Consider the following 21,568-nt stretch of genomic DNA (forward strand, 5'->3'; position numbering starts at 1 on the left):
ACTTAAGATGGAACATCACCCACATGAAACCAGACATACGTTTATTACAAAGGCGAAAAAATCAGGTATGGATGAATATATTTTAAAACGTATTGTAGGTCATGCTATTAACGATACTACGGAGGCTACCTATACGCATAGGGAGATAGAAGAATTGAAAGAAGAAATGCTGAAAATTAAAGATTAAATAGGTTAGGCAATGTTGGATTGCTGACATTGCCTTTATCTCTGTAAAATTGTAGAAAAAACTATTTATCTGTCGAGAATTGTGTAATATACTGAATAAAAAGCACAAAAGGAGATAGAAAAATGACACCAGAGGAGTTTTTTGGATTACTGGATAAAAGTGCCATTGTGAGAAAGTCTACCAAAAAAGAGAAACCTGCAAAATTGGAAGAAGGTGATGCTGAAAAACTGTGTTTAATCGTAGAAATGGAGACACCTGAGTCTTGCGTTGTTTTGCATGAGGTATATGAGAAGTATAAAGCATTAATGAATTGGATTTCATAAAACGTGGAAGAAGTACCGCAGCAGCTACTGAGGCCAGAGTGGATAAAATGAGAACCTATACTGTTGCTATTATCTGTATGTCGATAAATGGATTAAAAATGGAAGATATTTTAGATAAGCTGAGTATTTCAAAGTCTACATATTATAGAGCCATTTCTGAAAAGACTGTTAGTGACAGTCAGTATATGGAAGATTTGTATAAATTATATATATCTTTTTAACTATCTTTTTATATCTTCTTAAATGTCCGCAAAGCCTTATTTTATCGGCTCTACGGGCATTTTTCTTTTGTGGTAAACCTCACATATCTAGGTCTATCTTCTTATATTTTCGCTATCAAGCGTGGTTAAAATCGTGGTAAATACTTCTATGCGATTAAACGCTGAACCTCTGATTTTGCAGTATCTATGGACGCATGAGCATACCAGTTCATTGTGATACTGATATTTGAATGTCCCATGATATACTGTAAATCTTTCGGGTTCATGTTCTTGCTTGCCAATCTTGTGCAGAATGTATGGCGTAGCGTATGCGGTGTGATATGTGGCAAAGGGTTATCCTTATGGTGCTTGTTGTATTTCTTTACCATACGGACAAAAAGCATATTGTAATCAATCGCAACTTTGGGCTTGCCTTTCTGATTGACAAATAGGAAGTTGCCCCGTCCGTCTATCACAAATGGTTCTGCCTTTGGGCGTTTCTTCATAACCCGTTGAAATGCTTGTATCGTTTCCTTGCTTAATGGCACTTGCCTTGTTCCGCTTTTTGTCTTAGGCGTTTCAATATAATAACCCTGTTCCTTGCTCTTTAGTAACTGGTGGTCGATAACTACAACCTCATGGATAAAATCAACGTCCATGATTGTCAGTCCGCACAGTTCCGAGATACGAAGTCCTGTCTTTAACAGTATCAGCACATCATCATAATACTTGTGATACACATTGTCCGTCTTGATGAATGAGAGTAGGGCTAGTTCCTGTTCCTCTGTCAATGCGACTTTCTCTTTGGTATCATTTTCTAGGACTTCACTCAACTTGAAATCAAAAGGGTTTTTCCTTACACAATCGTCTTGTATGGCGATATAGAATGACGCTTTTAACGAGCGTTTATGGTTGTTAATGGTGTTATAGGAAAAGCCTTTGTCTTTCATGCGTAACGCCCATTCCTTAGCGTCAGAGGGTTTTATCGTATCAATGCTCCTAGCACCTAACTTGTCCTCTTTCAATAACCGCATGAGCTGTTCCCGTTGTTTCTGTGTGCTTTTCTTCACGTTTGCCCTCTGTGCGTTCTGTTTGGCGTAGAGTTGGCAAAGCGTCATTTTCTTGCCTGTGCTGTCGATACCGTCCTCAATATCCCGTCTTATCTGCTGTTCCAGTTCACGAAGTGAGGTTTTTTCCCGTTTTCCCTTTGGTGTCGGGTCTGTGGGTGTCAATCTCCAAGCATACACATATTTTGTGTTTCCAAATGCGTCCACATATTTATATAAGTATTTTCCGTCTGTTCGTTGGCTCTCTCCAGTATGCAGGATACGTCCTTTGCTATCCCGTCTTTTTTCTTTCATGGTGTCTGCTCCTTTCCTTATTGGAAAGAGACTTGATATGACTTGTGTTTATCATAACACATACAAGGCTCATTTGCATTAGATTGCGTCCAATTTGTCAATGACCTTTTCAAACTGTCGGCGTTTAATCTGTATGCGGTTGCCATTCATAATGAGCCAGCCAGCGTCCTTGTTTTCCTCTGCCAAGCGTCTTAACTTGTTTTCTCCGATACGGAAATACTTTGACGCTTCTTCAATGGTAAGGGTGTATTTTTCCCATACAGGAATATCGTTGTTATTCATCAGATACCCCCTTTCCCATGTTTCGTGTCATACTGGATATAGGGGATAAGGTCGGTGCGGTCTATCCTCTGTAAGTGGGCGGTTAGTTTACTGGAAAGGGAATTGCTGTATCTTGCCTTATCAAGCATAGTTCCCACTTTTTCCAGTCCACCTAATGCGTCATGTTCTTCCAAGAAGTAAAAACTTTTCACAGCGGAAATCACGCCACCCTCTGTGAGCCATTGCTGTGTTTCCTCAAGAGAATTATGTAGTTTCGGTACTTGCAGTTTTAAGACTTCCGCAGCCCCTAAAAAGCGTTCCCAAAACCGACACGTTTTCCATCTGCTCTTATTACTTTCATTTCTGTTTGGCACGACAAAGCGTAGGTTGTTTGCCAATAGACCGAAAGCCAGTTCCCCAAGTTCCAGCGGTCTGTCTTTGAATGTCATGGCAAAAGCATGAGCCTTATCATCACGCAGTTGCATTTCTGTCCGTTTCCAACTGCCGACTTCATCAAGTGTCTTATTATGCTTTGAACAGACTTCCTTATCTTTATCATAAAAACGGTAGGACAATCCCGATTTACCAGCACCGATATAAACAGTCTTTGCGGTGTCGAAATCATCAAACTTGCTTTCGTCAAAGTGGTAGCCCTCACTATTCGAGATAAATTCCTCTTTTTCGCATTTCTTCTTTATCTGCTCTATGGTAAAGAATGGTTTTTCGTTTTTATCATCAATGGCAATATCAAGTCTTGTGAAATGGAAGTTATCCAGTCCGTATCTTCGCTCACAGCGTCGGAACATATCCCCAAAGGTATAATTCCTATTGTTGAGAATACGGAAAATATCATCACAACCTCTGCCAGTCATAACAAGATAACAGCCTAGCCCCTGTGGGTTATCCTCTGTCTTTCTTGCGTCTCCCGATACATAAATATCTCCAATCTGCCAGCGTGCTTGATAAGTCTTGAATTTTATCGTTGCTGGATAAACATTGAAAATGTCAGTCGGTAAACCTAAAATGTGCATGATTACATCTTCAGCGGTTGCCGTTTCAAATACAATGCTGATGTAATCAATCTTAACGGATAAATTTTTGTGTGTAGTTATAGTGCATTTCTCCTTTCGTATGCCCCGTTTTTTTGCGGGGTAAAAATCGTGTTTTTTCCTTTATTTATCACAGTTTCTAGGTACTATGACATGTATACGCAGGGCGGTGTTACATATACGCCCTCTGCGAACGCCGAAAGGCGTTCCTTTCTTCCTGTGTCTGCCCCGTTCTTAACGCTCACGAGCCTTGTAAGGCTCGTGGCTAAACAGAACAGCCCCAGTCAGAAACCTTGTTTTCGGTCTGATAGTCCATGCTTATTCATGCTATCAAAGTGAAAATACATATTTTTTGTGCTTACTCAAGCGTGTGATTGACCCTAGCGTGCTTAATCACTTTATCTGATACGATAATAACGCCATTAGAATTACTTGTCAAGAAGTTTTTGTTGACTTTTCGGTTTATATTAAGTATGATATGCTTATAAATACCAAGAAAAGCAACGAAAGGAGCGGTTATACTAAGTTATGGAGCATTATGAAAAGAAAATCAGTTTCTTAGGAGAGAACATACAAACCATAAGAAAACATAAAGGAATGAAACAACAGGAACTGGCAGACAAAATCGGTATCAATATGCAGAGCCTTTCCAAGATTGAACGAGGTGTGAATTATCCTACCTTTGATACGCTGGAAAAGATAATGGACGTGCTGGGTGTAACGCCCAATGAATTATTGTCGGGAGAATGGAAGTATATCGACCACACCGAGCCATATATCATGGATATTATCAAACGGGAACAAGACTTCAATGTTTCTTTAGATTATCTGTCTGAAAATGAATTTTTCGATAATGAAAACGAATACAGATTTTACATGGAAACCATATTGATTAGATACATCAGCAATTATCTTTCTAATGAGGTTGTAGAAATTGAAGAACTTATGGAAATCAAACAGTTAATACAGCGACAAAAAATAGAACGCATGATGAAAGTACATAAGGAAATGCGAGGGTTAGACCGATACAGAGAACAACCGAAAGAATACAAATATCACAACCCTTATGATGACTGGATATTCCGTCAACTTGCAGATATAGATAACAGAAAAAACATTCCTAATACTTCTCCACAAGTAGACTTTAATGAGGCAGACTATGAAGATTATCTAAAGGCGAAATGGAACAGAGGTCTTTAATTTCCTCTTGCATGGAAGATACAGCAAATAAAAAGCCCAGTAAAGAGTGCAAAGCACCACCAATGGTGGCAAGGCTCTTGACAGGGCTTTTTCTTTTCTGTTGTAGGGTAATCAAGAGGAGAAAGAAAAAGTGTGCATTTTTGTTCCATAGAAAAATGCTAAGGGTATGCTGATTTTTATTGTGGCGGATATATGGAACTGTTATAATATGGATATGGAGAAATGGACAAAGTAGAATTTAACACGAACAAGATTTAATTATAGGAGTGTACTCAATGTGGCTTTTAGGGAGTATTTTTATATTCACATCACTATTAATTCTATACATAAAATATAGGGTTGTTTTTACTGGCGAAAAATGCAAAGGGAAAATAATCGACATTGTAGAACAAAATGCAGGTTATGTAGTAGGTGGTGTTAATGTCAAAAAGCATGCTTATATAGTGAAGATTAAAAACAAAAAATATCATACTGCACATGGTTGTATCTTTTTGTCATTGGGAAAGAGAAATATTGGAAAAGAAATTTCCGTATTTAAGAATGAAAAATATGGAAATGAGGTTTTCAAATGCTTTGATTTTCGTATAGAGATTGTTGCTTTGTTAGTATTTTTATTTGGCGTTTTTATGATCTACTCAGCCTTATGATAAAGCCAAGCAGGTTTCAGTTTGAAAAGAAGTTATACGCAAAGAAAAATTTAGAAGTTATGGAGGAAACCATATGGAAAATTTAAGTGCATATAGATACTGTATCGCTATGAAAAAAGGTCGAAAAATATTAAATCTGATTGTGGGCTGCTTAATGATTCTTATAAGTATCATTTTCATAACCACAACTGTTTTTAGCTGTATTTTTATGCAGGAATTTGTTTATTACACATTTTTAGCAATATTCCTTATAATTATACCCCTACCTCTTTTTATTTTTGGAATTATAGGTATTGTCTCAGCTACAAAACGAGTTGAAGTTTATAAAGGAAAAGTGATTTATCATATTGGTTTTAAAAATAAGGAATATCGTATGTCTGATATTAAAACATCAAAAACAAAAAGTGAAACATATAGAACAGGATTAGATTATGGAAATATTGTACCCACCTACAGTTATGATAAATTAACTGTATTCTATGATAAAAAAGGGAAAAAGATTTTTAAATTTGGATTGGCATACGATAATGTAGAACGACTGAAAGCAGATGTTAATAATACTCAAAAAAGCATAGCAAAACAGCATAACAAGAACTAAATAAATTTCAGTTTGAAAATGGGAAATGAAAAAGTGGCAATTTCAAATATAAATACAATTATTAGTAATGATATTCAAAAAGTTTGGAACATTGTTTTAGCTGTTGATAAATATAACTCATGGCGAAGTGATTTGAGCAAAACAGAAATAGACTTTACAGAAAATGTGATACCTAAAAAGTGTTTTATGAAACCTTTTGTAAAAACCTATTTGAAAAAACAACAAAAGCAATTTGTTCTGGACTTAAAGAAAGCATTGGAATAATAAAATTCAAGATTGGAGATTTAGAAATGGCTTCAAGTAAAGATTATTTACAATTTGTTTTAGAACAATTATCAGAATTACAAGAAATAACATATCGTGCAATGATGGGAGAATTTATTATCTATTATCGTGGAAAAATCGTTGGCGGTATATATGATGATAGGTTGCTGGTAAAACCAACAAAGTCCGCAATTTCTTATATGCCAGCAGTTACTTATGAAATTCCATACGAAAATGCTAAAGAAATGTTATTGGTGGAAGAAATTGATAATAAAGATTTTCTGATGGGGTTATTTAATGTGATGTATGATGAACTACCAACGCCAAAACCTAAAAAGAAAAAATAAACAGTTTCTAGTTTGACAATTTCATATCCATACACACAAAGCAGTTAGTCTTTATGATTGACTGCTTTTTAACAAAAGACACCGCTTAGGTGTTAAGGGTGTCTTTTAGAGCTATTTTATTGTCATATCAAGGCTCACTCAATCGTGGTAAATTCGTGGTAAATTGAATGATTTTCTATACTTCAAATTGCTTGAAAGTATAGTGTTTATGTGGATAATCGAAAATTATATATAAAATTTTAATATACATATTATAAACATCTGTTTGATGAGTATGGAGTGGAAAAAGAAACATATAAAGACTGGGTAGCTAAAAGGAGAGCATATTTAGGTAGAGGTTATATAAGAGATGAATTTTGAAGCAGAGGTGACTGAAATGAAGATTAGTGAGGTTGAATTAAAACAAAGCAGATTAAACATGGAAGAGAGACAAAGGAGACTGCATGATGCGTATGAACAGAATAAGAACAAATCAGTCCTTGATGAGTATTATCAGTGTATGCGAGAGGACTTGGTGAACATGGATAGAGATGTCACAGTAGCCGATTTGTTACTGAAAAACCATTTAAGTCGCTTACAGGTACTGACTTTGACATGTCTGCCGGTTGAGATAGTAGTTTCCATTGAACAGGATATTCAGTATAAAGAAAACAGTACAATTATAGAGTACATAATTGAAAACTTGAGTAATATAGGTGCATTGATGAAGGCTGTGAACTTATCTAAAGAAGAGTTTGAACTAATCAAAGCCAGTATATCAAAATAGGGTATCAGAGCAGGCTGCTATTTACTGAGAGGTATTTAGCGGTCTGTTCTTTGTGTAAATCCTTACGAGTTTGGTATCTTTCGTCATATAGTATTGGGGGTACTTGAGATTACTGGCAGGGCTTGTCCCTGCCATATATCCCCCACAGAAACATGCCCTAAAAAGTGATATTGACATTTCCATTCCACAGAGTTACAATGCCGACAATCCAATGGTTAGACAGCTCATTGTATTTGACTGAACCCATTGGAAACTGCTATAATATATCAAAGGAGGGATTGCATTGTCAGAAGGAATAGTGTACCAGAATAAAGATGTCGAGTTTAAAATGATATCTGAAACATTCAAAGAGAAGTCCTTTGCAGCTTATGGACTGGATTTACCAAAGATTAAGGCGGTACTGCCTACTAATTTGCCAGCAGTATTTGCAAATGAGATGCGTATAGACAATGTGTTTCTATTGGAAGATGACTCTGTTGCTATTGTAGACTACGAGTCTGAGGACAAAGTTTCTAACCGCATTAAGTATGTAAATTACATTGGTAGATTTCTACAGCGTTACTATCAGGATGAGAAGAAGATACCAGACATGCGTATGATTGTGATTTACACTGGAGATGTACAGAGTGCAAAGGCTTCATTTGAAACCAAATGTCTTACTCTTAACATGGAGCAAGTCTTTATCAGTAAGTTACCAGAAGAAGAAATCTATCAGTCTATTAAGAGTAAACTTGAAAACAATGAGACTTTATCTGACACAGAACTGATGCAACTTATTATACTTCCACTGACAGGAAAAGGTAAAGAGGCAAAGCAACAGATTATTGAGAACGTCATTACTTTAACGAAACAAATTAAAGATGAAACAAAACAGATATTTGTTTTATCAGGTGTTTTAGTAACTACAGATAAATTTATTGATGAGAAATATGCCGATAACATAAGGAGGTTTTTAAGTATGACGAAAGTAGCCAGATTATATGAGGAAGAGAAATTAGAGGCTGTGAACCTTGCCAGAAAAGATGAAAGACGTGAAACAAGATTAGAGATGATAGAAAATCTTATCAAAGCAGGTGCAGATACACTTATGCTTATGGAGGCAACAGGCTTAACCAGAGAGGAACTTGAGGAAATCAAGAACAGTATGCTGACAACAAAATAGGGTATCAGAACAGACTGTCATTTACAGAGATGTATCTGGCAGTCTTTTTCTATGCCTGAGATATGGTATCTTCATCACTTCATAGTGGGGGTACTAAGGTGGGCTTCAGCCCCCCTAAGAACCCAAGCATAATAGATAAAAAATCCCCTTTGTTTTTGTGGACTATAGATAAACATAAAAGAATAAGCAGCTTTGTAAGGGTCATAGTTCCCATCAAAATGCATGGCTTTTGCATAAGCTTTGAGCTGTTTGATGATACGGTTGGCATATTTGGGATTGTTTTCAGTAACCCAGGCTTCTATGCCAGAAGAATCAAAGATGGTCATAGCTGCCTTAGCAGGATTTATTGCCTGACAGATAGGTTCCGTAACATCAACGAGACGATGGAATACGAGCTGCAGATCATTCAAAAAGTCCTGTTTGAAGCGGGTGATTTTGGAAGCATCCGGGACCTTGGTAAAACCACAGAATTCACGAAGATGTCGGGAATACTGAAGGAAAACAAGGAGCAGGGAATCGGTAGGGATTGAAAAAATACGCTGAATGATAAGCGCCCATAAAAAAGCGTTCAAAGGGTATTTGCGGGTTCTGCCCGTTGATGCATAGAAATGTTTCCGAAAGGAAACGGGAACCATTTCATCAAGGTCAATGTGCTGTTGTAAGAGAGACAAAAACTGAGGTTTGTCGGATTCATAAATTTTCTGGCAATCTGAAAAAATATCTGCCAAAGAAAGCTGATTGTATGGTATCATATAGGTACAACTCCTTTCAGGTGGATATGGTTGATTTTTGTTTGGTCACTTAAATTTTACCACAAACCTGTGAGGAGTTGTTCTATTTTAGCAAAGAAAAAAGCCCGATTTTATGTGGGCTTTGGCGTTTCGCAAACGCCTAATTTATAAGATGAAAGGAGGTAAGCGGAGAAATCCTTGGAGGGTGAGAGTCACCGTAGGCTGGGAGTTAAATCAAGAAACAGGCAGATGTAAACAGAACTTAAAGACCATAGGTTATTATCCAACGAGGGCTGAAGCTGAGGCAGCTTTGGTAGCTGGATAAAAATGTTGCTACTGCAATAGAATTACTTAAGAACCATGCCAGTCATATACAGGTATTGAGATTGGCACATTTAACCATGGAAGATGTAAGTGTAAAAGATAAATAGGGTATTAAGAGCAGGCTGCTATTTACTGGTATGTATTTAGCGGTTTGTTCTTTGTGTAAATCCTTATGAGTTTTGGTATCTTCACTCTCATATATCCCCCACAGAAACACTCCCTAAAAATGATATTGACATCTCCGTTCCACAGAGTTACAATGCCGACAATCCAACGGTTAGACAGCTCATTGTATTTGACTGAACCCATTGGAAACTGTTATAATATATCAAAGGAGGGATTGCATTGTCAGAAGGGATAGCGTATCAGAACAAAGACATTGAATTTAAGCTGATGAGCGAAACCTATAAGGAGAAATCCTTTGGGGCTTACGGCTTAAAACTACCAAAGATTAAGGAAGTATTGCCTACAAATTTGCCAGCAGTTTCGGCAAATGAAATGCGTATCGACAATGTGTTTTTACTGGAAGATGACACAGTGGCAATCGTAGACTATGAGTCAGAAGATAAGGCTTCTAATCGTGTGAAGTATATTAACTATATTGGCAGGATTATGCACAGATATGACTCACAGAACAAAGTCATACCTAAACTGCGTATGATTGTAATTTATACGGGAGACGTGGAACACGCAGAAGATACGTGGGAAATACCATGTTTGACTCTGAAAATGGAGCAGGTATTCATTCATAGCCTGCCAGATGCTGAAATCTACCAATCTATTAAAAAGAAACTGGAGAATAATGAAACATTATCAGATAAGGAACTTATGCAGCTTATCATTCTTCCACTTGCCAAGAAAGGCAAAGAAGAAAAACAGAGAATGATTGAGCAAGTAGTAGATTTGGCTAAACAGATTGATGATGAAAACACACAGGCATTTGTTATCACAGGTATTCTGGTGAGCAGTGATAAGTTTATAGACAGAGATTATGCAAAGGTAGTAAGGAGGTATTTGAGCATGACGAAAGTATTCCAGATATTAGAAGAAGAGAAACAAGAGGCAATCAACTTAGCTGAACAAAAACGTACTATTCGTATGGCAGAAAGTTTAATTAAAGATGAAGTAGATACAGTAGTTATTATGAGAGCAACAGGCTTTTCAAAAGAGCAAATTGAAGAAATCAAGCAGAATATGCTGACAACGAAATAGGGTATTAAGAGCAGGCTACTATTTACTGAGAGGTATTTGGTAGCCTTTCTCATTTCATTTAGTGGTGGGGGGAGTTGCCACTTGTGGCAAGGTTGACTGTTTCGTGGAAGAGATGATATACTTTGATTAAAGTGTCGTCATCCGCTTTCTCGTTGTTGTCACCTTTTGTTGTGATGTTACCTTCGGCATCAATAGTAACTGCTCGGTGGCAAACCTTTGTATCTTCATTTATACGAAACATAACTACATCGTCTTCTTTGATGCCTTTCGTTTTCTGTACAATAGCAATGGAGTTTGTTTCCATATACGGCTCCATTGAACCAGACAAAACTAACACTGGTCTGTACCCAAAGATATAAAACTCATCTTTCTGTATCATAACTCCCAACAGCATATAAACTGAAAGAGCAATGATACCATAAGAAATTATTGAACTACTGTGATAAAATAAAAGATTATGCAGATTCTTTCCCGGAAAACTATTGGATCAATACCAGCAGTAATGATGCTGTTAAGAAATTCATCAAGAACTTATCTATCCGGAAATGTATCAGTCTTTAGAGAACGTCTGGAGCCTTTTATTTATGACCGGATATTTAACGCAGCGTGAAAGGGTTGATGTGAAGAGGTATAAGGAGGAACGGAAGTATGACGAAGAACTCCGGGAAAACGGAGTAGATAAAATTTTAAAATATGGAATTGCGTGTTATATGAAACGGTGTAAAGTGAAACTGGCAGAGGTGTCATAGACGCTTTATACAATCCATCACCAGGACAAATAGAAACAAAGGAGAATATTTTGTTAGGAAAAACACACATGACAGTAGGAATTGCGGCTGCTTTAGCAGTGACACAGCCCGCCAGTGTTTCTGAAATGATTCTTGCTGTTGGCATTGGCGGATTGGGTGCATTGATAAGTGATATTGATGTGGGAACATCAGCTTCACATAAAGATGCGGATAAAATAACAGGGCTTTCAGTGGCTGTTATAGCCTTGGCCTTGTTTTTGGACAAGTTTTTTCATACGGGGATTATAAACAGGGTGATATATAGCAGCGGTTATGGAAAAATGATTTTTGGTATACTTCTTTTCGTAGGTATTTGCGCCTTTGGTAAAGAACAGCCTCACAGGTCATTTATGCACTCAATCTTAGCATTGATACTGCTCTCTTGTGCAGTGGGAGTGATATGGAAAAACGCGGTTATTTATTTTGCAGTAGGATTTATATCTCATCTTGCGACAGACATATTTAATAAGAGAAGAGTAAGGCTGCTCTATCCTTTGAAAGGCGGGGTATCCTTAGGATGGTTCCATGCATATGGATTGGCGAATACCATACTTTTTGTTATGGGAAGTGTGGTTGCCGGGCTGGAGAGTGTTTTCTTTGTGATAAGAATGCTGCAATAAATGAGAGAAAGACAAACTGTTTTAACTTTAGAACTTGTTTGTCCCACAAAAACGTTGTATAATACTTCTAAGAATGGTCTTTTTAAAGGCCAAAGATACAGAAATTCTGTATAGATTATCTAATGATAGCGGAGGAAGAAAATATGAACGTATTAGTAGTAAACTGCGGAAGTTCATCACTGAAATTCCAGTTAATCAATTCCGAGACAGAAGCCGTAGCAGCAAAAGGTCTGTGCGAGCGTATCGGACTTGACGGAAGACTGGTATATCAGCCAACAGGCGGAGAAAAGGAAACGACAGAGGCATCTATGCCAACACATACAGAGGCCATCAAAATGGTTCTGGATGCACTGGTAAATCCGAAAACAGGTGTATTGAAAAGCTTAGATGAAGTAGAAGCTATCGGACACCGTGTTCTGCACGGCGGTGCAAAAATTTCCGATTCCTGCATCATTGATGACGAGGTTATCTCTGTTATTGAAGAATGCTGTGATTTAGGACCTCTGCACAATCCTGCAAACTTAATGGGTATCCGTGCATGTATGGAATTAATGCCTGGCAAACCGAATGTAGCAGTCTTTGACACGGCTTTCCATCAGACCATGCCGGAAAAAGCATATATGTATGCTATTCCATATGAATATTATGAAAAATATAAAGTTCGTAAATACGGCTTCCACGGAACTTCTCACAGATTTGTTTCCAAAGAAACCATCAAGTTCCTGGGATTAGACCCGGATAACTCTAAAGTTATTGTTGCTCATTTAGGAAACGGTTCTTCCATCAGTGCGGTAGTGAACGGTAAATGTGTAGATACTTCCATGGGTCTTACACCGTTGGAAGGTCTGGTAATGGGAACGCGTTCCGGTGATCTGGATCCGGCTGTTTTAGATTTTATTTGCAAAAAAGAAAATATTGATGTTACGGAAATGGTAAATATTCTGAATAAAAAATCCGGTCTGATGGGACTTTCCAAAGGACTTTCCAGCGATTTCCGTGATTTAAACGAAGCCAGAGAGCAGGGCAACGAAGATGCGAAACGTGCAGTAGACTGTCTGTGCTACAGAATCATCAAATACATCGGTTCTTACGCAGCAGCTATGAATGGTGTGGATGCCATTGCCTTTACAGGTGGTATCGGTGAAAATGCAATTCCTGTAAGAGAAACGGTTGTCAAAGGTTTAAGCTACCTGGGAATCACTCTGGACGAAGAAGCAAACCAGACAAGAGGAGAAAACAAAGTTATCTCTACACCGGATTCGAAAGTAACTGTTGCAATTGTTCCTACAAACGAAGAATTGGCAATTTGCCAGGAAACAGCTGAATTAGTTCAAAAATAATGGTTGACAAACCATAAAATCCTATGTATAATTTACAAGGTGTGATTAGGAGACTATTATGCTAATTGATTTATCGGAAATTTTATCCCTGGAAGGAAAGACACAGGTTGTTGAAGCACCTGTTTCCATGGATTCCTTTCAATCAAAGCTGGGAGACTTCCCAGTTGCGGAAAAAGAGCCCCTTTCGCTGACTATTACAAATACGGGAAAGAAGGTTCTGAAAATCGAGGCGAAGGGCAGGATAACTGTCAACATTCCCTGTGATAAGTGTTTAAAGGATGTTCCCACTGAATTTGACATAAACTTTGAGCAGGAGATTGATATGCAGGCCTCAAAGGAAGACAGGATAAAAGACTTAGATGAAATTAATTATGTCACAGGTTGCAGCCTGGACGTAGAGCAGTTAGTGCATAATGAGATTTTAATCCATTGGCCTTTAAGGGTTCTATGTAAAGAGGACTGCCGGGGAATCTGTCCCAAATGCGGGAAAGATTGGAACGAAGGCTCTTGTGACTGTGACCAGTCCAGCCCTGACCCCAGAATGGCGGTAATCAGTGATATATTTAGCAAATTTAAGGAGGTGTAACCTATGTCCATCTGTCCAAAGAATAAATCTTCTAAAGCAAGAAGAGATAAAAGAAGAGCAAACTGGAAAATGAGCGCTCCGAACTTAGTAAAATGCAGCAAATGTGGCGCATTAATGATGCCTCACAGAGTTTGTAAAACTTGTGGTTCTTACAACAAAAAAGAAATCATCAACATGGAAGAAGCTTAATTTTCCTTATAAAATAAGAGGTCTGGCATTTGTTCAGGCCTCTTATTTTGCGTCTTTGACACATTTCTGACACATATAAATTAATATTTTTGTAATATTTTAAAGGAAAAACTTGCGGTTTTTGAAAAAATAAGTTAATATATGTGAGGGAGTAAGAATGACAAGGAGGTAATACCGTGAAAAATAAATGGCTGAAAAAAGCGATGATAATACTGACTTTGAGCTGTCTGGCATTTTCCATGATAGCATGCAAAGCAGAGCATGTGCTGGACAAGGTTCTGGAGAAAACAGATTCCCAGAAGGCGGAGGAAGACAGCACAGAGAAAGAGGAGAGTACAGAGTCTAAAATTGAGGTGGCCAAGCCGGAACTGACCACCAATTTAAGCGGTTCTGTGACATATAAAAAAGGAGATACAGCAGAGCCCCTGACTGTGGAAGCTACTTCTTCTGATGGCGGAACTATTACCTATCAGTGGTATAAGAGTCAGACCAATACCAATGGCGGCGGAACTGTGATTGAGGGAGAGACGGAAAATACTTTTACACCTTCTACCCAGGAAGAGGGAACCATGTATTATTATGCAGTGGCTATCAGCACCATAGAAAATTCCACAAATCGGGTGACCAGTGATACAAAAGAGGTCATTGTAACTGCAGACGCGGAAGCGCAGCCGGCTGAAGAGGCCCAGGGTGACGAGCAGCCTGCACAGTAATATATTTTTTTCAAGGATTCTCTCAGGAGAATCCTTGCATTTTTTATAGATGTTTAGTAAAATCAGTGATAGGTATGACAGGAGGCAAGACATGGAAAACATAATTAAAGTGGCCGTAGACGCCATGGGAGGCGATTATGCGCCTACAGAAGCTGTAAAGGGCGCTGTGGCAGCCTTACAGGAAAGAGAAAATGTTCAGATATTTCTGGTTGGAAAACGGGAGATACTGGAAAAGGAACTGGAATCCTGTACCTATCCAGAGGAACGACTGGAAATTGTACCGGCCGGTGAAGTTATTGAAACAGGAGAACCGCCGGTAGCGGCTATCCGCGGAAAGAAGGATTCTTCTCTTGTGGTAGGTATGAAAATGGTCCGAAGAGGAGAGGCAGACGCCTTTGTTTCTGCAGGCAGTTCAGGGGCTATATTAGTAGGGGGAACTACCATTGTAGGCAGAATTAAAGGTGTGGAGAGAGCGCCTCTGGCCCCTCTCATTCCCACTAAGGATGGGGTATCCCTGCTCATTGACTGCGGGGCCAATGTAGATGCCCGTTCTTCTCATCTGGTACAGTTTGCACGCATGGGGTCTATTTATATGGAACATGTAATGGGAGTAAAGAATCCCAGAGTGGGAATTGTCAATATCGGCGTGGAGGAAGAGAAGGGAAATGCCCTTGTAAAAGAAACGTATCCGCTGTTGAAAGAATGTAAGGATATTAACTTTATCGGCAGTATTGAGGCCAGGGACATTCCGGCAGGGGCTGCAGACGTCATTGTCACAGAGGCCTTTGTGGGAAACGTAATTCTGAAGCTGTACGAAGGTCTGGGGGCTACCCTGATTTCCAAGATAAAGGGCGGCATGATGGCTTCTCTTCGCAGCAAGGCAGGTGCGCTTTTAGTAAAGCCCGCCTTGAAAAAAACGCTGAAGAGTTTTGATGCCAGCGAGTACGGCGGCGCACCCCTTTTGGGACTGAAGGGGCTGGTGGTAAAATGCCACGGCAATTCCAAAGAAAAGGAATTTAAAAATTCCATTATTCAGTGTATCTCTTTTAAAGAGCAGCACATCAGTGAGCGTATCGGAGAAAATCTGACCGTTGCACAAGAGAAAAAAGAGGAAGTTTAGGAGGATATATCATGGAATTGGAAAAATTACAGAAGATAATAGCAGAGGTTTTGAATGTGGATACAGAGGAGGTTACTCCTGATACTACCTTTGTAGACGATTTGGGCGCAGATTCTCTGGATATTTTCCAAATTGTGATGGGGATTGAAGAAGAATTTGATATTGAGATTCCGACAGAAGAAGTAGAACAGATTGTATCCGTAGGAGATGCAGTAGAGCAGATTAAACGTCTGATTGGCTAAGAAAAAAGGGGCTGTCGCATGAGGTGCATAAATGCCGTTTGATGTGACAGCCCCCTTTGGGATTCGTTTACAACAGGAAAGGAGAGATTATGAAAGAAACAAGAAAGTTTTTGGAACTGGAAAAGAAAATCGGGTATGCGTTTGAAAATTTAGACCTTCTGGTAAATGCGCTGACGCACAGTTCCTATGCAAATGAACATCACATTGCATACAGGGGGAACAATGAACGTCTGGAATTTCTGGGGGATGCGGTGCTTGAAGTGACCTCCAGTGAATTTTTATTCCGTACATATCCGAATCTTCCGGAAGGTGAACTGACGAAGAAGCGGGCCAGTCTGGTCTGTGAACCAACTCTGGCGCTGTGTGCAAGAGAGATTTCTCTGGGAAATTACCTGCTTTTGGGCAAGGGGGAAGAAGCCACAGGCGGCAGACGAAGAGATTCTGTGGTATCTGACGCTATGGAAGCACTTATTGGGGCTATTTATCTGGACGGCGGTTTTGCTAATGCAAAAGAGTTTATTCATAAGTATATTTTAAATGACATAGAGAATAAGCAGCTCTTTTATGATAGCAAGACTACTCTCCAGGAAATCGTGCAGGGCCGTTATGAGGAGGATGTACATTATGTGTTGGTGAAAGAGGAGGGACCGGACCATAATAAATTCTTTTATGTGGAAGCTCTGCTTGGAAAACGGGTGTTAGGTCAGGGCTGCGGACATACGAAGAAAGCGGCAGAGCAGCAGGCTGCTTACTGTGCTATTAAGAAGCTGAAAAATGAAAAGGGTGACGTATGTATTTAAAAAGCATTGAGGTACAGGGATTTAAGTCTTTTGCCAATAAAATTATATTTGAATTCCATAACGGAATTACGGGAATTGTCGGCCCTAACGGCAGCGGTAAGAGCAATGTAGGCGATGCGGTGCGCTGGGTACTGGGAGAGCAGAGCGCCAAGCAGCTTCGTGGAGGCAATATGCAGGACGTTATTTTTTCCGGTACAGAGACCAGAAAACCTCTGGGATTTGCCTATGTCGCTATTACCATGGACAACAGTGACCATAAACTTCCCATTGATTACCAAGAGGTTACCATTGCCAGAAGGCTGTATCGTTCCGGCGAGAGCGAGTATCTTTTAAATGGCACTACCTGCAGGCTGAAAGATGTTCAGGAACTCTTCTACGATACCGGTATCGGAAAAGAGGGCTATTCCATTATCGGCCAGGGTCAGATTGACAAGATTTTAAGCGGAAAGCCAGAGGAGAGGAGGGAACTCTTCGATGAGGCGGCTGGTATTGTAAAGTTTAAACGGCGTAAGAATACAGCAGTGAAGAAATTGGAGGAAGAGCAGCAGAATTTGACCCGCGTCAATGATATTTTGTCTGAACTGACTCGACAGTTGGCTCCTTTGGAGAGGCAGTCGGAGACGGCCCGGATTTATCTGAAGAAGAAGGGAGAACTGAAAAAGCTGGACACCCAGATGTTTCTGGTGGAAATGAACCGTATCCGGAATCAGTTAAAAGAGGTTGAGGAAAAATACCGGATTGCCCAGTCGGATTTGGAGGAGACCTGCAAGAGTCTGGATGTAACCAAGAGCGAGTATGAGAAACTGGAACAGGAACTGGAAGAACTGGAACAGGAGATACAAAAGGCCAGAGAAGTTACCACCCGGAAAACGCTGGAAAAGCAGAATCTGGAAAATAGGATTCACCTTCTGCAGGAACAGATACGTTCTGCAGTACAAAAGGAAGAGCAGTATCAGGAGAGGACCGAAACCCTGCAGGCTGATTATGCAAAAAAAACAGAGGAAGAGCAGGGATACCTGGCGGAAAAGGAAAAATTGGAGAAAATTCTGCGGGAATGCGAGCATACACAGGCAGCAGCCCAGTCGGAATTTAAGGAAGCTGCCATGGAAATCCAAAAGCTGGAAGAAACGGTAGAGCAGGGGAAAAATGAAATTATCGAACTTCTGAATCTCCGTGCTTCCACAAAGGGGAAGTTGCAGAGATACGATGCCATGATGGAACAGATTTCCATAAGAAAAGTGGAATTAAACCAACGGCATTTACGGCTGAACAGCGATTCTGTACAGTTGGAATCCTCAGAGGAACAGTATCAGGCAGAAAAGGCGGAAATCGAAGAAACCATCGAAAAACTTATCCGGGAGGGAAACCGCTGCGAAGATAAGATTAAGAAATATCAGGCGGAGATATCCAGAAGTACCCAGCAGCTGGAGGTGGGGCAGACAGCTTATCACAGAGAGGCTTCCAGACTGGAATCTCTGCGTAATATTACAGAGCGTTATGATGGATACGGAAATAGTATTCGTCGGGTTATGGAACAGAAGAAGCAGGTATCCGGCATCCGGGGTGTTGTGGCAGACCTTCTGAAGGTGGAAAAAAGCTATGAGACAGCTATTGAGACGGCTCTGGGCGGCAGCATTCAGAATATCGTTACAGACAACGAAAATACAGCCAAGGAAATGATTGCTTTTCTGAAAAAGAATAAATATGGACGGGCTACGTTCCTGCCTTTGACCAGCATGAAGAATAAAAAAGTCTTTAACAATGCCAGTGCGTTGAAAGAGCCGGGGGTTATTGGCGTGGCCAGTGAACTGGTAACGGTTGCGGCAGAGTATGAGGGGCTTGCCAATTATCTGCTGGGGAGAACTCTGGTGGTAGACCATATTGACCATGGAATTGCCATTGCGAGAAAATACCAGTATACCATTCGTATGGTAACCATTGAAGGGGAGTCTTTGAATCCGGGCGGGTCTCTGACTGGTGGGGCCTTTAAAAACAGCAGCAACCTGTTGGGAAGACGTCGGGAGATAGAGGAACTGCATGAGACGGTGGAATCTCTGAAAAAGGATTTGGAAACCATGCAGCGGACACTGGAAGAGTATCGGAATAAGCGGAATCACTTCCGGGACGAAGCGGCTAAGGTACAGGAACAGCTGCAGGAACAATATATCCGGGAAAATACGGTGCAGATGAATTTAAATTCCATGAGCGGTAAGCGGGACGAACTGCGAAAGGGTTATGAAAGCCTGAAAGAAGAAAAGGCGAAACTGGAAAAGCAGAGTGAAGAACTGCAGGAAAACACCCAGTCTATTCAGCTGGAACTGGAAACCAGTGCAGCCCAGGAAAAGGAATTGGAAGCGCAGATTACCTCCAATCAGGAAATTTTGGAAGAGAAGAAAAAGGAAGAGGGCGAAATTTCGAAAAAACTGGAGAAATTCCATTTGGAAACCGCGAATCTGACTTCCCGTCAGGGATTTCTTCTGGAAAATATCAGCCGTGTGCAGGAGGAAAAGAAAAATCTGGAAGCACAGAAGGTGGCTTTGGCGGCTGGTATGAGCCAGGGAAAAGAAGAAATTCAGCAAAAAGAGCAGGAAATCGAGAAGATTCGTCAGGCTGTAACAGAGGCTCAAGCAGAAGCTTTGCAGGACGAAGAAAAGATGAAAAAGGCTCTGGAAGAGAAAGAAAAAATGAGCCAGAACCATAAGGCTTTTTTTGCGAAACGAGATGAACTTTCCGAGCGTATAAATCTGTTGGATAAAGAGAGTTACCGTCTGACCGGACAGAAGGAAAAGCTGGAGGAACAACAGGAAACCCAGGTGAATTACATGTGGGAGGAATACGAGATGACCTACAGCCAGGCGCTGATTCAGATGCCGGAGGAACTGCTGGAGAGGGCAGTGATTAAACAGGGCATTACGGATATGCGTATGGAAATCCGGAAACTGGGCAATGTCAATGTTAACGCCATTGAAGAATACAAGGAACTTTCTGAGCGCCATACCTTTATGAAAACCCAGCACGATGATTTGGTAAAAGCAGAGGAAACCCTGCGAGGGATTATTGAAGAACTGGATACGGGCATGCGCAGGCAGTTTGAAGAAAAGTTCCAGCAGATAAGGGTGGAATTTGATAAAGCCTTTAAGGAGCTTTTCGGCGGTGGTAAAGGAACTCTGGAACTGGACGAAGAAGAGGATATTCTGGAAGCGGGTATCCGCATTATTTCCCAGCCGCCGGGAAAGAAGCTGCAGAATATGATGCAGCTCTCCGGTGGGGAAAAGGCGCTGACCGCCATTGCGCTCTTGTTTGCCATTCAGAACCTGAAGCCCTCTCCATTCTGTCTGCTGGATGAGATTGAGGCGGCGCTGGATGATTCCAACGTGACCAGATATGCCCAGTATCTTCACAAGTTGACAAAAAATACACAGTTTATTATTATAACACATAGACGAGGTACCATGACTGCTGCAGACCGCTTGTATGGAATTACCATGCAGGAAAAGGGTGTGTCCACACTGGTATCTGTAAACCTGATAGAAAATGACTTGGACAAGTAGGAGGAACACATGGCAGAAGGAAAAGAAAAAAAAGGGTTTTTTAAGAGACTGGTAGAAGGACTTTCCAAAACAAGGGAGAATATTGTTTCCGGAATCGATTCCATTTTCAGCGGTTATTCCAGCATTGATGACGATTTCTATGAGGAAATTGAAGAAATTCTGGTTATGGGGGATATTGGAATCAATACCACTACAGCCATTATTGAAAGACTGAAGGAGCAGGTCGCTGAGAAGAAAATCAAAGACCCTCAGGAGTGTAAGCAGCTTTTGATGGATAGTATTAAAGCCCAGATGGCAGTAGGAGAAACGGCTTACGAATTTGAAAACAGAAAATCTGTCATTCTGGTTATTGGGGTCAACGGAGTGGGAAAAACCACTTCTGTAGGAAAGCTGGCAGGAAAATTAAAAGACCAGGGCAAAAAAGTAATTATGGCTGCTGCGGACACCTTTCGCGCAGCTGCTGGAGAGCAGCTTACCCAGTGGGCCAACCGGGCCGGTGTGGAATTAATCGGCGGACAGGACGGGGCAGACCCGGCATCGGTGGTATATGATGCGATTGCTGCAGCTAAAGCCAGAAATGCAGATGTCCTTATCTGCGATACGGCAGGAAGACTTCATAACAAGAAAAATCTTATGGAAGAGCTGCGGAAAATTTACCGGATTATTGAAAGAGAATATCCGGAAGCATATCTGGAAACCCTGGTGGTTCTGGATGGTACCACAGGGCAGAACGCCCTGGCTCAGGCAAGACAGTTCCATGAAGTGGCCAATGTAACGGGAATTATACTCACAAAGCTGGACGGCACAGCCAAGGGCGGTATCGCCGTGGCTATAGAGTCTGAACTGGAGATTCCGGTGAAATATATCGGAGTAGGAGAGACGATTGACGATTTACAGAAGTTTGACTCTGATGAATTTGTCAATGCGTTATTTAATATGGATTCCCATGCACAGAGAGAAGAATAGAAACAGGAAGAGGGTATGTGA

Annotated in this window: 24 protein-coding genes and 2 pseudogenes; 21 read left to right on the forward strand and 5 right to left on the reverse strand. The window is 40.4% G+C overall.

Annotated elements, in window-relative coordinates; translation table 11 throughout:
* A partial coding sequence (locus WKT17_RS14860; RefSeq protein WP_340273420.1) for a tyrosine-type recombinase/integrase occupies positions 1–187 on the forward strand: 187 nt, incomplete at its 5' end.
* A 122-nt stretch (positions 188–309) separates the two neighbouring features.
* The gene (locus tag WKT17_RS14865; RefSeq protein ID WP_291683730.1) at positions 310–510 is read left to right on the forward strand and encodes a hypothetical protein; all 201 of its coding nucleotides are present in this window, start codon (positions 310–312) and stop codon (positions 508–510) included.
* Positions 511–877: 367 nt separating this feature from the next.
* Here the strand turns inward: WKT17_RS14865 and WKT17_RS14870 are convergent, their stop codons facing one another.
* The 3 genes from WKT17_RS14870 to WKT17_RS14880 all read right to left on the reverse strand — a co-directional run bounded on the left by WKT17_RS14870 (position 878) and on the right by WKT17_RS14880 (position 3,414).
* Positions 878–2,071: a site-specific integrase gene (locus tag WKT17_RS14870; protein ID WP_291683729.1), complete on the reverse strand. Its 1,194-nt coding sequence runs from the start codon at positions 2,069–2,071 to the stop codon at positions 878–880.
* Positions 2,072–2,149: 78 nt separating this feature from the next.
* Positions 2,150–2,353 carry an excisionase gene (locus WKT17_RS14875; RefSeq protein ID WP_002610247.1) on the reverse strand — a complete coding sequence of 68 codons (204 nt, stop codon included), beginning with the start codon at positions 2,351–2,353 and terminating at the stop codon, positions 2,150–2,152.
* Positions 2,353–3,414, reverse strand: a complete 1,062-nt coding sequence (locus WKT17_RS14880; protein ID WP_291683732.1) for a replication initiation factor domain-containing protein — start codon at positions 3,412–3,414, stop codon at positions 2,353–2,355. Before WKT17_RS14880 ends, WKT17_RS14875 begins: the two co-directional genes overlap by 1 nt.
* Before the next feature lie 495 nt (positions 3,415–3,909).
* Here WKT17_RS14880 and WKT17_RS14885 point away from each other — a divergent pair, with 495 nt between their 5' ends.
* The 7 genes from WKT17_RS14885 (at position 3,910) to WKT17_RS14915 (ending at position 8,365) form a co-directional block, all read left to right on the forward strand.
* The gene (locus WKT17_RS14885; RefSeq protein ID WP_070116857.1) at positions 3,910–4,581 is read left to right on the forward strand and encodes a helix-turn-helix domain-containing protein; all 672 of its coding nucleotides are present in this window, start codon (positions 3,910–3,912) and stop codon (positions 4,579–4,581) included.
* Positions 4,582–4,856: 275 nt separating this feature from the next.
* Positions 4,857–5,228, forward strand: coding sequence for a hypothetical protein (locus WKT17_RS14890; protein ID WP_003436578.1), 372 nt, complete (start codon positions 4,857–4,859; stop codon positions 5,226–5,228).
* Positions 5,229–5,301: 73 nt separating this feature from the next.
* Positions 5,302–5,826 (forward strand): hypothetical protein, encoded by a 525-nt coding sequence (locus tag WKT17_RS14895; protein ID WP_003436577.1) that lies wholly within the window; start codon positions 5,302–5,304, stop codon positions 5,824–5,826.
* 33 nt (positions 5,827–5,859) lie between these two features.
* On the forward strand, positions 5,860–6,090 hold the full coding sequence (locus WKT17_RS14900) for a hypothetical protein (RefSeq protein WP_050541975.1): 231 nt from the start codon (positions 5,860–5,862) through the stop codon (positions 6,088–6,090).
* 26 nt (positions 6,091–6,116) lie between these two features.
* The gene (locus tag WKT17_RS14905) at positions 6,117–6,437 is read left to right on the forward strand and encodes a TfoX/Sxy family protein (RefSeq protein WP_003436571.1); all 321 of its coding nucleotides are present in this window, start codon (positions 6,117–6,119) and stop codon (positions 6,435–6,437) included.
* A 349-nt stretch (positions 6,438–6,786) separates the two neighbouring features.
* Entirely contained in the window at positions 6,787–7,203 is a 417-nt protein-coding gene (locus tag WKT17_RS14910) for a hypothetical protein (RefSeq protein ID WP_291683728.1), read from the forward strand.
* Between the two features lie 283 nt (positions 7,204–7,486).
* The gene (locus WKT17_RS14915; protein ID WP_291683727.1) at positions 7,487–8,365 is read left to right on the forward strand and encodes a hypothetical protein; all 879 of its coding nucleotides are present in this window, start codon (positions 7,487–7,489) and stop codon (positions 8,363–8,365) included.
* A 173-nt stretch (positions 8,366–8,538) separates the two neighbouring features.
* Here WKT17_RS14915 and WKT17_RS14920 read toward each other — a convergent pair.
* Positions 8,539–9,117 (reverse strand): annotated as a pseudogene (locus tag WKT17_RS14920) (transposase); the annotation flags it as partial.
* A gap of 648 nt (positions 9,118–9,765) precedes the next feature.
* On the opposite strand from WKT17_RS14920, the gene WKT17_RS14925 reads away from it, so the two are divergent.
* Positions 9,766–10,632, forward strand: a complete 867-nt coding sequence (locus WKT17_RS14925) for a hypothetical protein (protein ID WP_291683596.1) — start codon at positions 9,766–9,768, stop codon at positions 10,630–10,632.
* A gap of 58 nt (positions 10,633–10,690) precedes the next feature.
* Here the strand turns inward: WKT17_RS14925 and WKT17_RS14930 are convergent, their stop codons facing one another.
* Entirely contained in the window at positions 10,691–11,011 is a 321-nt protein-coding gene (locus WKT17_RS14930; protein WP_244092050.1) for a signal peptidase I, read from the reverse strand.
* 47 nt (positions 11,012–11,058) lie between these two features.
* Between WKT17_RS14930 and WKT17_RS16345 the strand changes: the two are divergent.
* The 11 genes and pseudogenes from WKT17_RS16345 to ftsY form a co-directional block, all read left to right on the forward strand.
* Positions 11,059–11,381: pseudogene (locus WKT17_RS16345) on the forward strand (hypothetical protein); the annotation flags it as partial.
* A 68-nt stretch (positions 11,382–11,449) separates the two neighbouring features.
* Positions 11,450–12,040: a metal-dependent hydrolase gene (locus tag WKT17_RS14940; RefSeq protein ID WP_173749518.1), complete on the forward strand. Its 591-nt coding sequence runs from the start codon at positions 11,450–11,452 to the stop codon at positions 12,038–12,040.
* A gap of 143 nt (positions 12,041–12,183) precedes the next feature.
* Positions 12,184–13,380, forward strand: a complete 1,197-nt coding sequence (locus WKT17_RS14945; protein ID WP_291683597.1) for an acetate/propionate family kinase — start codon at positions 12,184–12,186, stop codon at positions 13,378–13,380.
* Positions 13,381–13,438: 58 nt separating this feature from the next.
* Complete coding sequence (locus tag WKT17_RS14950; RefSeq protein ID WP_173749516.1) at positions 13,439–13,966, forward strand: YceD family protein; 528 nt, start codon at positions 13,439–13,441, stop codon at positions 13,964–13,966.
* Between the two features lie 3 nt (positions 13,967–13,969).
* Positions 13,970–14,155, forward strand: coding sequence for a 50S ribosomal protein L32 (rpmF, locus tag WKT17_RS14955; protein ID WP_173749515.1), 186 nt, complete (start codon positions 13,970–13,972; stop codon positions 14,153–14,155).
* Between the two features lie 176 nt (positions 14,156–14,331).
* Positions 14,332–14,868, forward strand: coding sequence for a hypothetical protein (locus WKT17_RS14960; RefSeq protein ID WP_173749514.1), 537 nt, complete (start codon positions 14,332–14,334; stop codon positions 14,866–14,868).
* 91 nt (positions 14,869–14,959) lie between these two features.
* The gene (gene plsX / locus WKT17_RS14965) at positions 14,960–15,988 is read left to right on the forward strand and encodes a phosphate acyltransferase PlsX (protein ID WP_173749513.1); all 1,029 of its coding nucleotides are present in this window, start codon (positions 14,960–14,962) and stop codon (positions 15,986–15,988) included.
* Positions 15,989–15,999: 11 nt separating this feature from the next.
* Positions 16,000–16,230, forward strand: a complete 231-nt coding sequence (acpP, locus tag WKT17_RS14970) for an acyl carrier protein (protein ID WP_111919654.1) — start codon at positions 16,000–16,002, stop codon at positions 16,228–16,230.
* Between the two features lie 89 nt (positions 16,231–16,319).
* Positions 16,320–17,030 carry a ribonuclease III gene (rnc, locus tag WKT17_RS14975; protein WP_173749512.1) on the forward strand — a complete coding sequence of 237 codons (711 nt, stop codon included), beginning with the start codon at positions 16,320–16,322 and terminating at the stop codon, positions 17,028–17,030.
* Positions 17,021–20,581, forward strand: coding sequence for a chromosome segregation protein SMC (gene smc / locus WKT17_RS14980; RefSeq protein WP_173749511.1), 3,561 nt, complete (start codon positions 17,021–17,023; stop codon positions 20,579–20,581). Before rnc ends, smc begins: the two co-directional genes overlap by 10 nt.
* A gap of 9 nt (positions 20,582–20,590) precedes the next feature.
* Positions 20,591–21,547 carry a signal recognition particle-docking protein FtsY gene (gene ftsY, locus WKT17_RS14985; RefSeq protein WP_173749510.1) on the forward strand — a complete coding sequence of 319 codons (957 nt, stop codon included), beginning with the start codon at positions 20,591–20,593 and terminating at the stop codon, positions 21,545–21,547.
* Positions 21,548–21,568 lie beyond the last annotated feature (21 nt).

It is taken from the genome of Blautia sp. HCN-20427, from assembly GCF_037890365.1.
GTDB lineage: Bacteria > Bacillota > Clostridia > Lachnospirales > Lachnospiraceae > Blautia.